Origin of the sequence: Janthinobacterium rivuli, from assembly GCF_009208735.1 — a bacterium.
Taxonomy (GTDB): Bacteria; Pseudomonadota; Gammaproteobacteria; order Burkholderiales; family Burkholderiaceae_D; genus Janthinobacterium.
In genome coordinates this window covers 136,791-148,630 of record NZ_WFLJ01000010.1, presented here as the reverse complement: position 1 = coordinate 148,630, position 11,840 = coordinate 136,791, and the positions used below count along the sequence as shown (strand labels likewise).

General features: G+C 64.7%; 15 protein-coding genes. 3 read left to right on the top strand and 12 right to left on the bottom strand.

Features of this window, described 5'->3' with window-relative positions; genetic code table 11:
• The first annotated feature begins 139 nt into the window (after positions 1–139).
• The gene (locus GCN78_RS15200) at positions 140–805 is read left to right on the top strand and encodes a dienelactone hydrolase family protein (protein WP_152252439.1); all 666 of its coding nucleotides are present in this window, start codon (positions 140–142) and stop codon (positions 803–805) included.
• A 9-nt stretch (positions 806–814) separates the two neighbouring features.
• On the opposite strand, the gene fghA is transcribed toward GCN78_RS15200, so the two are convergent.
• From fghA to GCN78_RS15165, 7 genes are all read right to left on the bottom strand, one after another.
• On the bottom strand, positions 815–1,684 hold the full coding sequence (gene fghA, locus GCN78_RS15195; protein ID WP_152252438.1) for an S-formylglutathione hydrolase: 870 nt from the start codon (positions 1,682–1,684) through the stop codon (positions 815–817).
• Positions 1,685–1,740: 56 nt separating this feature from the next.
• The gene (locus GCN78_RS15190; RefSeq protein WP_152252437.1) at positions 1,741–2,604 is read right to left on the bottom strand and encodes an NAD-dependent protein deacetylase; all 864 of its coding nucleotides are present in this window, start codon (positions 2,602–2,604) and stop codon (positions 1,741–1,743) included.
• A gap of 48 nt (positions 2,605–2,652) precedes the next feature.
• The gene (lepB, locus tag GCN78_RS15185; RefSeq protein ID WP_152252436.1) at positions 2,653–3,324 is read right to left on the bottom strand and encodes a signal peptidase I; all 672 of its coding nucleotides are present in this window, start codon (positions 3,322–3,324) and stop codon (positions 2,653–2,655) included.
• 155 nt (positions 3,325–3,479) lie between these two features.
• Entirely contained in the window at positions 3,480–3,725 is a 246-nt protein-coding gene (locus GCN78_RS15180) for a hypothetical protein (RefSeq protein WP_152252435.1), read from the bottom strand.
• The gene (locus GCN78_RS15175) at positions 3,722–3,973 is read right to left on the bottom strand and encodes a hypothetical protein (protein ID WP_152252434.1); all 252 of its coding nucleotides are present in this window, start codon (positions 3,971–3,973) and stop codon (positions 3,722–3,724) included. Before GCN78_RS15175 ends, GCN78_RS15180 begins: the two co-directional genes overlap by 4 nt.
• Before the next feature lie 126 nt (positions 3,974–4,099).
• Positions 4,100–5,674 carry an oleate hydratase gene (locus tag GCN78_RS15170; RefSeq protein ID WP_152252433.1) on the bottom strand — a complete coding sequence of 525 codons (1,575 nt, stop codon included), beginning with the start codon at positions 5,672–5,674 and terminating at the stop codon, positions 4,100–4,102.
• Between the two features lie 132 nt (positions 5,675–5,806).
• On the bottom strand, positions 5,807–6,346 hold the full coding sequence (locus GCN78_RS15165; protein WP_152252432.1) for a GNAT family N-acetyltransferase: 540 nt from the start codon (positions 6,344–6,346) through the stop codon (positions 5,807–5,809).
• 81 nt (positions 6,347–6,427) lie between these two features.
• Between GCN78_RS15165 and GCN78_RS15160 the strand changes: the two genes are divergently transcribed.
• The gene (locus GCN78_RS15160) at positions 6,428–6,820 is read left to right on the top strand and encodes a VOC family protein (protein ID WP_152252431.1); all 393 of its coding nucleotides are present in this window, start codon (positions 6,428–6,430) and stop codon (positions 6,818–6,820) included.
• 1 nt (position 6,821) lies between these two features.
• Here the strand turns inward: GCN78_RS15160 and GCN78_RS15155 are convergent, their stop codons facing one another.
• Positions 6,822–7,406 (bottom strand): DinB family protein, encoded by a 585-nt coding sequence (locus GCN78_RS15155; protein ID WP_152252430.1) that lies wholly within the window; start codon positions 7,404–7,406, stop codon positions 6,822–6,824.
• 162 nt (positions 7,407–7,568) lie between these two features.
• Between GCN78_RS15155 and GCN78_RS15150 the strand changes: the two genes are divergently transcribed.
• A complete protein-coding gene (locus GCN78_RS15150) occupies positions 7,569–8,555 on the top strand; it encodes an HDOD domain-containing protein (protein ID WP_193316749.1) in 987 nt (328 codons plus the stop codon).
• Positions 8,556–8,569: 14 nt separating this feature from the next.
• On the opposite strand, the gene GCN78_RS15145 is transcribed toward GCN78_RS15150, so the two are convergent.
• The 4 genes from GCN78_RS15145 to GCN78_RS15130 are packed head-to-tail and all read right to left on the bottom strand — an operon-like array spanning position 8,570 to position 11,813.
• Positions 8,570–9,271 (bottom strand): ABC transporter ATP-binding protein, encoded by a 702-nt coding sequence (locus tag GCN78_RS15145; protein ID WP_152252428.1) that lies wholly within the window; start codon positions 9,269–9,271, stop codon positions 8,570–8,572.
• Positions 9,264–9,977, bottom strand: a complete 714-nt coding sequence (locus GCN78_RS15140; RefSeq protein ID WP_152252427.1) for an ABC transporter ATP-binding protein — start codon at positions 9,975–9,977, stop codon at positions 9,264–9,266. Before GCN78_RS15140 ends, GCN78_RS15145 begins: the two co-directional genes overlap by 8 nt.
• On the bottom strand, positions 9,970–10,944 hold the full coding sequence (locus GCN78_RS15135) for a branched-chain amino acid ABC transporter permease (protein ID WP_152252426.1): 975 nt from the start codon (positions 10,942–10,944) through the stop codon (positions 9,970–9,972). The genes GCN78_RS15140 and GCN78_RS15135 overlap by 8 nt, the downstream gene beginning before the upstream one ends.
• The gene (locus GCN78_RS15130; RefSeq protein ID WP_141168659.1) at positions 10,941–11,813 is read right to left on the bottom strand and encodes a branched-chain amino acid ABC transporter permease; all 873 of its coding nucleotides are present in this window, start codon (positions 11,811–11,813) and stop codon (positions 10,941–10,943) included. Before GCN78_RS15130 ends, GCN78_RS15135 begins: the two co-directional genes overlap by 4 nt.
• Positions 11,814–11,840 lie beyond the last annotated feature (27 nt).

The following is an 11,840-nucleotide window of genomic DNA, read 5'->3' as shown; positions in this document are numbered from 1 at the left end:
CGTGCGCCGCGCGTGAATGGATGCAGGCTGGTACACTGGAGATTGCCGCTCAGGGCGCGCAGGCGGCGTCCAGTCCGGCAAAATCAGCGCACCAGCGGCGCGATTTCAGCCCGATTGCAATTCGATAGCGGAGGCAACCATGCAAGAACAATTTGTCAGCATTACGGCCGATGAACTTCAAATGGATGGCGTGCTTGAAATGCCCGAGCGACCGGTGGGCATCGTCCTGTTTGCCCACGGCGCGGGGGCCGACAGCGACTACCTGGGCGCTTCCAGCCACGCCACTTCCCAGGATTTTCTGCGGGCCGGCATCGGCACGCTGCGCTTCGACCAGGGCGGTGTCGAGCCTGGCGGTGGCAGCGATAGCCATACCTATTTCGTGCGCAGCGATATCGTGCTGCTGGCGCGCCAACTGGAAAAAGCCCTGGGCTGGCTGCAGGTCGACCCGTCCACGCGGCGCTTGCCCTGCGGCCTGTACGGCTATGGCACCAGCGCGGCCGTCGTCATGCAGCTGGCGGCCTGGCGCAGCGCGGAAATCGCCGCGCTGGCCGTCTGTGATGGCCAGGTGGAAATGGCGGGCAAGGCGGCGCTGGAAAACGTGCGCGTGCCATCGTTGCTGATCGTGGGCGGGCGCGACCCTGACGTGGCTGGCCTGAACCGCATGGCGTTCGCCACCTTGCGCTGCGACAAACAACTGGAACAGATCGCCGCGCCCGGCGGCCCTGACACGCGGCACCAGGCCGCCCTGCTGGCCACGGACTGGTACACGCGCCACTTCAGCGGGCATACCAGCACGGTGCAGTAGGCTGCGAGGTCAGCCGAGGGCGCGCAGGTTTTTCGCGTGGAAGCGCACGTGCTCTTCCATGAAGCTGGCGATGAAGTAATAGCCGTGGTCATAGCCGGCCTGGCGGCGCAGCTGCAAGGGCTGGCCGGCGTCGCGGCACGCCGCTTCGAACACGTCGGGGTGCAGTTGCTCGGGCAGGAACTTGTCGGCCAGGCCCTGGTCGATCAAGATGCCTGCGGGGAACAGCGGCGGCTGGCCCAGCCGGCCGCGCATCAGCGCGCTGGCGTCGTATGGCTGCCAGCTGGCCGCATCGTTGCCCAGGTAGCCCGAAAATGCCTTCTTGCCCCACGGACATTGGCTCGGTGCGGCGATGGGCGCGAAGGCGGAGACGGAGCGGAACAGGTCCGGATTGCGCAAGGCCAGCACCAGCGCGCCGTGGCCGCCCATCGAGTGGCCGAAAATACCCGTGCGTCGCGCATCGATCGCCAGTTCCTGCTCCAGCAGCGCGCGCAATTCCAGGATGTAGCTGTACATGCGGTAGTGGCTGCTCCACGGCGCCTCGGTGGCGTCCACGTAAAAGCCGGCGCCCACGCCGAAATCCCACGCTTCGCTCTCGCCCGCGATGTTCGCGCCACGGGGGCTCGTGTCGGGCGCGATCAGAATCAAGCCTTCCTCGGCCGCCACGCGCTGCGCGCCGCCCTTGATCATGAAGGTTTCTTCCGTGCAAGTCAGTCCCGCCAGGTAAAACAGGGCGGGGCGTTTGGCGGTGACCACGCTGCCAGGCGCCGTGTCGGGAATGAAGGCCGAGAAACGCATGGGCAAGCCGATGGCTTGCGCGTCGTGGCGATAAAAGCGTTGTACGCCGCCAAAACAGGCGTGTTCACTCAACAGTTCCAGCATGAATTCTCCTCGTTAATCGCACAGTATAGCCAGAGCGGCGCAGGGCCGGCACGGGATCAGCCCAGCATGGCCGCTAATGCAGGCAAGATGTCCTGTGCCGGGGCTTCGGTCTTGAAGGCCAGCAAATGGTCGGCGCGCGTCTTGCCCAGGTTGATGGCGGCCACGGGCTTGCCCGTTTCGGCGGCCATGCGGCACAGGCGAAAGCTGGAATACACCATGACGGACGAGCCCACCACCAGCAGGGCGCCGGCTTCGCGCATCTTGCGCTCGGCTTCGGCCGCGCAGGCGGCGGGCACGCCATCGCCGAAAAACACCACGTCCGGCTGCAGGGTGCCGCCGCAGCGGGGACACACGGGCACGTGGAAGGTGGCCAGCTGCGACGGCTCCAGCAAGGCGTCGCCATCGGGCGCCGGCGTGGCCGTGGCGCCCAGCAACTGCGGATTGTCGCGTTCGAGCTGATCCTGGATCAGGCGGCGTGTGTGGCGGGCATGGCAAGCGAGGCACACCACGCCATGTATGCTGCCGTGCAACTCCGTGACGGCCGGGCTGCCCGCTTGCTGATGCAGGCCATCGACGTTTTGCGTGACCAGGCCGCCGATGCACTGGCGCTGCGCCAATTGCGCGATGGCCAGGTGGCCGGGATTCGGCGCGGCGCGCGCCAGGGTCGGCCAGCCCACCATGCTGCGCGCCCAGTAGCGGCGGCGCACGGCTTCGTGGCGGCGAAAATCGGGACCTTGCACGGGGGCATTGCCACGCCGCACGCCTTCCGTGTCGCGGTAGTCGGGTATGCCGGACGCCGTGCTGATGCCGGCGCCCGTCAGCAGCAGCACGTCGGGATGGCGCTGCAGGAACTGCGCCAGCTGATCGAGGGCGTGGTGGGTACTGGCTGGCGGCTGGCTGGCTGAGGAAAAATTTTGCATGATGCGCCATGCTAACCGAAAAGCACGGCGCCGTTGCAAGGGGCCGGTTTACTCCAGCTTCATGCCGAAACGCTGCAGCCGAGGCTGCCAATGCTCCTGGATATTGGCCGAGACGAGGATGCGCTCGGCCTTGCCGATCAGCAATTCACGGGGCACGAAGCCGAAGTAACGTGAGTCGGCGCTGTTGTCGCGGTTATCGCCGAGCATGAGGAAATGGTCGGCCGGCACCGTCACGGGGGCAAAGCTGCGCGCCGCGCCTGCCATTTGCGGCAAGACCTGGATGCGGTGCTGCTCGGTCGGGTTGCGTTCGCGGATGCGCTGCGCCGTCAGCTGGCCCAGGTGGGCGACGGTTTCCGGCGCAGTGTCGAGCGCCGTGTACTGCGCCGGCTGGCCATTGATGACCAGCTGTTCATTGCGCATTTCCACCGTGTCGCCGGGCAGGGCGATGATGCGCTTGATCAATCGCGTGCCGTCTTTCGGCGAAGAAAAAGTGACGATGTCGCCGCGCGCCGGCTCGCCCAGGCGCCGCAACACGATATCGGTGAGCGGCACTTTCAGGTTGAAGGCGAGGCGGTTGACGAAGACCACGTCGCCTTCGAGCAGGTTGGGGCGCATCGACGCCGACGGTATCGGATTCCAGTCCGCCACGGCCGTGCGGAACACCCCGAACAGCAGCAGAAACATCAAAAAACCTTTGTTGGCGCGCATCCATGTGCTCATGTCGGCTCTTTCGCTGGGCTATGCCCGTGAGGGGAGGGGAGGCGCCATTGCCGCTGGCGCCATATCACGATGCACGGCGAGGCTGAAGCCAATCTTAAATCAACGCAGGCGCGGCTGATGGCGTGAGTATTGTTGCGTGCACGCATCACCCTGGTTCAGGGATGCCGGCACGGCGCATGCGCATCGTCGTCGCCGTTGCGCCGGCGCTTGCCGTGCATCTCATCCCACAGCTCGCCGAGCGCCACCAGCAAGCCGCCGGCCACGAAGGGGATCGCCACCAGCCAGGGAATACTGTCGAGCCAGGGACCGAGCAGGATGGCCGAGGCGATGGCGATGATGATGGCGCTGTACCAGAAGCGGCGCGGATGCTGGAGCGTGAACATGTAGTGAAGGTGGTTCATACATCCTCCTTGGTGAGCAGGCGGAACAGCCGGGCGGCCAAAATGCTGCTGACGGCGATGACGATGCAGCCATCGAGGAAAAACAGCACCTTGCCTACCAGATGCATGCCCTGCACGAGGTAGACGGACAATTCCTGCGCTTCCGCCCACTGCGTCATGCGTGCCAGCACAATGGCGGCGGCAAAGATGGCGACGGCCAATGCCAGCACCAGCAGCACATGTTCGAACAGGCGTAGCCGCACTTTCATGTTGGACTTTGCAAGATAGATAAGATTCCCGAACCTTGACGTTATCAGTCCATTATCACGCTGCCTTGCGCTGCCACAAAGTCGCGGACGATAGGAGGAAAACGGCATTGACGTCCGGGAATGCGGCTACTTGAAGGCCTTGATGACGGCGTCCAGCTTGACCTTCAGCGACTTGTCGTGCGCGTGGATGGCCGGCACTTCGCGCTGCACGCCCAGCAGCTGGTAGACGGCCATCTGCGCCGCGCGCACCGAGTATTCCACGGTGAAGACGACGTCGTCGGCGATTTCCACGAACTGGCTGACGAAAGCCAGGTTGACGCAGTTGGCCGGCACGGGCAGGGGGCGGTCGCTCTTCGCGCGGGGCATGAACATGCTGGTGATGTAGGGCATGCGGCAGGGAATGCAGTTGGCCGTGGCCATGAGTTCGAGGTCGAAATTCAGATGGCCGCACAGTTCGCGCACGATCTCCTCGCCGCTGCAGTCGGACATGGGCTTGGCGACGAAGTTGCCGATGCGGTCAGGGTGCAGCGCATAGCCCCAGAATACTTGCACGCCCTCGGGCTGGCCGGCGAAATGGGGCTGGTGCGCCAGCACGATGGACATGAGCCAGTTGCTGTCCTTGAAGGTGACGAGGCCGCCCGTGCCCGCGCTATTGCCCGTGAATTGCTCCATCCGGTCAAAGAAGGCGCTGTCCTTCAAGGTGACCGTGTACGAGGCCCAGTACGATTCGGGGATGCCGCTGTTGAAGGCGGCGGGGCGTCCCAGCTCCGGCCGGCCCTCGGCCAGTTTTTCCCACAGGCGCCAGCCATGGCTGTCGTGCTTCGTGCGCTTGGCGGGCGCGCGCTGCATGCTGCCATAGCTGGACGCATCCGTCATCGAGGCATTCTGGAAAAACACCAGGTCACCCACGGCGACGGGGATCACGTCGGCCAGGCCGCGGCGCTGGCAGGCAATGGCGGTGGCGCTCAGGCGGCCGCCGGATTCCTGCACCTCGATATCGGTCACCGTGCAATCCATGATGAGGTTGACGCCTTGCGCCCGCAGCCACGCGACGAGGGGGCGCACCAGCGAATCGTACTGGTTGTAGACGGTGCGCTTGACGCCGGCCAGGGTTTCGATGCGCGAAAACTCCAGCATGAAGCGGTGCAGGTAGCGCTTGAACTCGACGGCGCTATGCCAGGGCTGGAAGGCGAACGTGGTGGCCCACATGGTCCAGAACCTGGTGTCGAAGAATGCGGGCGAGAGCCAGTCCGTGATGGCGCTGCTGCCCAGCGTGTCTTCGTCGGCTTCCGTCAGCTTCAGCAATTCCAGCCTGTCCTGCATGGAAAAGCCCATGCTGCTGACATCGACCTTGAAACGGTTGCGGTCAACCAGGCGCGCGCGCGAGTGGGGAAGGTGCAGTTCGTTGAAGGCGAGGGTTTCATCGTAGACGCTCTGGCCCGCATGTTCGAGCGAGGGGATGCTCTTGAACAAGTCCCAGGTGCACTCGTAATTGTCCGTGGTCAGCATGCGCCCGCCGCGCAGGGTATAGCCATCTTCGGCATTGCCGCCGCCGTCGAGGCTGCCCCCGGTCACGGGCGATGCTTCGAAGATGGTGATGTTGCTGCCTTGCATGCCGCCGTCGCGTATCATGAAGGCGGCCGCGGCCAGCGAGCCGATGCCGCCGCCGACGAGGTAGGCTTTTTTGTCTGTATCGCGCATGTTTTTCCTGAGGGTGAGTGCATTCGCGTGCGCGAAAGGCCGGCAAGCGACACGGCCGATGTCGCGCCATATTTGCCTATTTTACAACATCAGGTGGGGCAGTCCGCTTAATGGAGCGCTTGCTCGGTTTTGTCAGGTGCCCGCATGCTCGTTGCGCCGTTCAAAGTACAGCAGGTCCGACCAGGCATCCTGGAAGCGCATGGCCTTTTCCGAGCGGCCATACTGGTGAAAGCCGTTGCGCCGCATGACGGCGACCGACCCCAGGTTTTGCGGTCGCGCCGTCGCTTCCACGCGCCACAGTTCCAGCGCGCCGAACGCTTCTTCCAGCAGCAGGGCCACCACGCGCGTGGCATAGCCGCGTCCGCCGAACCGTTCGCCGATGCGGTAACCGAGCGTCGCCTTGTTGAAGTAGGGGCGCGTGACGGCCGTCAGGTTGACCCTGCCGATGATTTGCCCGTCCAGTTTTGCCAGGTATTGGTAGGCGCGGTCTTGCTGGCGCTCGTGCTGCGCCTGCTCGATGGCGGCGGCGATGGCTTCCTGGTGGTAATAGGATGGCGCGCGCGCCGTGACCCAGCTTTCAAAATACGAGCGGTTTTCCAGTTCGAAGGCCAGCAAGGCGGCAATGTCGGCGCTGGAGGGCGGGAGCAACTGAAGTCGGTCGAGGTCTGGCATGGGATCGTGTGGAAAAGCGATGCGCCATTATAATCAGCTGGCGCATTTCGCCGCACATGCTTGAATTGACGAAGGAGCAGCATGCTGTCCCATATTTGCCTCGGCACCAACGACTTTCCCCGCGCCTACGCTTTCTACACGGCCTTGATGGGAGAACTCGATTTGATCGAGAAATTTCATGATCCTGCCAAGCCCTGGGCGGGCTGGATGGCGCAGGATGCGCCGCGCCCCCTGTTCGTGCTGACGGCGCCGCATGACGGCATGCCGGCCACTGCCGGCAATGGGCAGATGACGGCATTGCTGGCGGCCAGCCGCGCCCACGTGGACCGCAGTTACCAGGCCGTGCTGGCGCTGGGCGCCGTATGCGAAGGGCCGCCCGGCTTGCGCCCCCATTACCACGCTCACTACTATGGCGCCTACTTCCGCGACCTCGACGGCAACAAACTGTGCGTCTGCTGCCACGCCGAAGAGTAGCTCAGCGCGGTCCCCAGACGTCGTCTTCCGTCCAGCCCAGCTCCGCAAAGTCCTGCGCCCGTTCGTCGGCTTCGCCGGCGCAATAGAATTCGTCGAGCTGGGGCGGCGCGATGCGCGTGCCGGCCAGCATCGCGTGCACTTGCCCCCGGTGATGGATCTGGTGCTGGAACAGGTGCGCCAGCATGCGCTGGCGCGTGTCGACTTGCGGCGTGTCGCGCAGGATCGTCACGGGCCGCGCCAGGTCCGCATCGCACAGGCTGCGGCAATGGGTGATCAGGCGCAGGTCCGAGGCGCGCTGCGCCGCGTGCAGGGCAGCGCAATCGGTGAACGGTTCATCCTGTTCAAAGAAGACGTAGCAATCTGCATGGGGCGCCGCGCCGCGCAGCTCGCGTTCGAGGGCGTCGAGATAAAACCAGTCGCACGTCAGAATATGGTTCAAGGTGAACTGGATGGTGGGGAAAAAACTCACGCGCGTGGCCAGGAACTCGGCCTTGGTCAGTTGCCCGCAAGCCTTCAGCAAGCGGTGGTTGGCCCAGGCGTTGTTATACGCCTGGCTGGTGATGTAGTGCGCAAGTGGATTGTTCATGAGGGGGCGCTTGTCGAGCATGGCAGGGTGCATGTCGTGCCACTTTAGCATGTTGCGGCAGGTGGACAAAGCGTTTACGCCAGCCGCACCAGTATTGCCGTCATCAAGTAAAATCGCGCAGCGGATGTCGCGATAGTGATGCATAAAGGTTTGGACAGCAAAATGGGTTGGATAGGAAAATTACTGAGCGGCGGCGACGACAAAAACAAGGCTGCGCCGGTCACGGCAGCGGCGGCGCCCGAGACGGCACGGCAGCCAGCCACCCTCGCCGAAATCGATGCCATCTACTACCGCTGGCTGGCGGCGGCCGGTTCGGCGCAGGCCACCGAGCAGGCCGAACAGCAGATTCTGGACGAATTGACGCGCCTGGCCCGCGAGCCGATCGCCGGTGCCGCGCTGGTGCCGCGCATTCCGGCCATCATTCCGCAGTTGATGCGTACCTTGCAAAATGAAAACATGAGCGCGGCCGAGCTGTCGCGCCAGCTGGCCCAGGACGTGCTGCTGGTCGCCGAGGTCTACCGCGAAGCGAATCGCCCTCGCTACCATTCGCGCTACAACGCCAGCCCGTCGATCAACAACATGGAAGGCGCCATCATGCTGCTCGGGCAAAACGGCATGCGCATGCTGCTGGCCCGCGTCGCCTTCCGTCCCATCGTCAGCATGCAAAGCGGCGGGCTGACCATACGCACGGCGCCGCTGATCTGGCGCCAGTCCGAGAAATGCGCGCTGGCGGCCAATCTGGTCGCGCCGGCCATGCAGGCCAGCGCCTTCGACGCCTATCTCGCGGGATTGATGGCCAACGTGGGGCTGGTGGTGGCCTTCCGCCTGATCGACCAGATGCACGCGCCCGATGCCTTTCCGCAATCGGACGCCTTCATCGCCCAGGTGTTTGCGCAGGCGCGCATCCTGTCGGTACGGATCGCCGAATTATGGGAGTTTCCCGAGTCCGTGACCCGCGCGATCGGCCAGGCCGACGCCGATCCCCAGGCGCAGGCGCTGGCGCTGGGCGACCGCTTGAGCAAGCTGCGCATGCTGGTCGACACCGGCCGCTTTCCTGCCGACGATCCCTTCGTGATGACGGGCCTGAGCAAGGCCGAGCTGCAGGTGTTTGACAAGCTGGCCGACGACGAGGACGACGACGAGGAGTGAAGGCCGCAGGCCGCTCAGCGCGCAAAATACAGCGCATGCAGGTGCTCGAGGTCGACATCGGCGGCCGCCTGCGACAGCGCCACTTTGCCGCTCTGCATCAGGTAGACGTGATCGGCCACGTCCACGGCGCGCGCCGTGTTCTGCTCCACCAGGATGATGGTGCGCCGGCCATCGTTCAGGCGCGCGAGGATCTCGAACAGCTCGTTGACCACCAGCGGGGCCAGGCCCAGCGACGGCTCGTCGATGATCAGCAGAGACGGATCGGACATCAATCCCCGCGCCATGGCCAGCATCTGCGCCTCGCCGCCCGAGAGTGATCCGGCCAGCTGCCTGCGGCGTTCGTGCAGGCGCGGGAACATGGCGTAGGCGTCGGCCAGGCGCGCCGGCATGTGGCTGCGGTGCTCTTTCGGGAAGGCGCCCATGATCAGGTTTTCTTCCACGCTCATGTCGCGAAACGTCATGCGGCCCTCGGGGATCATGGTGACCCTCGCGTCGCTCATCTTCCACGTCGGCGTGCCGTTGATGGCCGTGCCATCGAGGCTGATGCTGCCGGCGGCCACGGGCAGCAGGCCCATGATGGCGCGCAGCAGTGTGGTCTTGCCGGCGCCGTTCGGGCCGATGATGGTGGTCAGCTTGCCCTTCTGGATCGATAGCGAGACATCCCACAGCACGTTGATGGCGCCATAGCCGGCGCGCAGATTCTCTATGTTAAGCATGCGCGGCTCCCGTATAGCTTTCGATGACGGCCGGATCGCGGAACACGCAATCCGGCGTGCCGTCCGCGATCAGCTGGCCAAAATTGAGCACGGCCACGCGCTGGCACAGATTGCTGATGGTTTCGATATCGTGCTCGATCATGACGATGCCCACGCCGAAGGCGGCGTGCAAGTCCTTCAGCATGCCCATGAAACGGCGCTTGCCGTTCGTTTCCAGGCCGGCCAGCACTTCGTCGAGCAGCAGCAGTTTCGGGTTGGTGGCCAGCGCCTTGGCCACTTCCAGCGCCTTCAGTTCCGTCAGCGCCAGTTCGCTGGCCGCGTCGCGCTGCGCCTTGTCCGCCAGGCTCGTGAAGTCGAGGATTTCATCGATCTTGCGCATGTCGACCTTGCCGGTGCCGAAGCGCTGCGCCACGACGAGGTTTTCGCGCACCGTCAATTCATGCATCGGTTGCGGGATCTGGAAGGTGCGGCCCAGCCCCAGGCGGGCGCGCTGGTACATGGGCGTGGCCATGATGTCGCGTCCCTCGAAGCGGATGCCGCCGCCGGTGGGGCGCACCAGGCCGGAGATCGCGTTGAACAAGGTGGTCTTGCCGGCGCCGTTCGCGCCCACCAGACCGATCACGTCGTGGCTGCCCACGTTCAGGGTGACGGAATCGACGGCCGTCAGGCCGCCGAAGCGCACCGAGACATTATCGAGTTCAAGCATGTGCTTTCTCCTTCGCCTGGAACATGTTTTTCAGCCATTTTTGCAGCAGCGGCAGCAAGCCGTTCGGACTGAAGACGATCATCGCCACCAGCAGCACGCCCAGCACCAGCTGGTGCCCGGTCGGGATCAGCGACTTGAAGATCAGCTGGTCGACCAGGTAGACCACCACGGCGCCCAGCACGGGGCCGAGTATCGTGCGGTAGCCGCCGAAGATGGCCGCCACGATGGGCAAGGTCACCCACAGGCTGTTGAAGGCGTAGTCCGGCTCCAGGAAGTTGATGTAGTGGGCGTTGAAGGCGCCGAACAGACCCGCCATGAAGGCCGATACGAGCAGCATCGCGCCTTTCAGCAGGGTGCTGTTGACGCCGACGACGCGCGTGGCGTCTTCGCTGTCGTGCATGGCGCGCAGGGCGATGCCGTAGTGGCTGGCGCGGATGCGGCCGTAGGCGAATGCGCAGCACACCACCAGGGTCAGCACCACCAGGTAGGCGCCCGTCTTGCTGGCCAAATCGAAGCCGAAGACGGTGGGCAAGGTCGGGATGTTGTTGATGCCGCCGGCGCCGCCCGTGACCGAACTCCATTCCGTGGCCAGGATGCGGAAGATGTGGGCGTAGGCGAGGATGGCCAGCGCAAAATACGGCCCCCGCAGGCGCAGCACGGGCAGCATGATGACGGCGGCGATGGCCGCGCCCGCGCCACCGAGCAGCATGGCGGCGAACACGGGCACGCCCAGTTTCACGGTGGCGAGCGCGGAGACATACGCGCCCACGCCGAAGAAGGCCGCATGGCCGAAGCTGACCATGCCGCCCAAGTTCCCCAGCAAGGCCCAGGACATGGCCACGCCGCCGATGATCAGGGCCGCCACCACCATGCTCATCACATACTGGTTGCCGCCCAGGGCCAGCGGCACGGCGACGTACGCGGCCAGCAGCAGGGTCGCCATCGATATCCAGCTTGAACGCTTCATCCGCGCCTCCGTTGTGCGCCGAACAAGCCGTTCGGCATGATGAACAGCACCAGCAGGAACAGCACCATGCCGGATAATTCCTGCAGCGCGGAGCTGGCCAGGGTGACGGTCAGCGCTTCGGCCACGCCCAGCAGCACGGCGGCGAGCAGCACGCCGGGGATGGAGCCGATGCCGGCCAAGACCGTGATGATGAAGGCTTTCACCGTCAGCGCGCCGCCGTAGGCGGGCTGGATCACGCCATAGCTGAACAGGGCGACGCCGGCGAAGGCGGCCAGGATGCCGGCGACTAAAAAGGAGACCAGTTCCGTGCGGCCCGGGTCGATGCCCATCAGCTTGGCCGCGTCGCGGTTGCTAGAGACGGCGCGCACGGCGCGGCCATACCAGCTGGTGGCCAGCCAGCGCCACAGGGCCGCCATCAGCACCAGGCTGACGCCAAAGAAAATGACTTCGCTGCGCATGCTGAAAAACGGGCCGATCTCGATGCCTTCCTGCAGCCAGGTCGACGACGTCGAGCGGATGTCGGCCTTCCACACGAGCAGGATGAAATTGGTGAGGATCACGCCGATGCCGTAGGTGAGGATCAGCGAATTGATTTCGCGGTCTTTCTTGATGCGGCTGACGATCAGGTACACGCCCACGGACGTCAGGCTGACGATCACCAGCGCGATGGGAATGGCGAACATGGGACCGAGTCCCAGGCCGGATTCCACGCTGTAGGCGATGTAGGCGGCCAGCAGCACCAGTTCGCCGTGCGCCAGGTTGATCACTTTCATGGTGCCGAAGACCAGCGCCAGTCCCAGTGCGATCAGGGCGTAGGAGCCGCCCTGCAGCAAGCCCGAATACAGGGCTTGCAAGATTAATTCTGTCATGTCGTCATCCCGTCAGGCAGCCCTGGC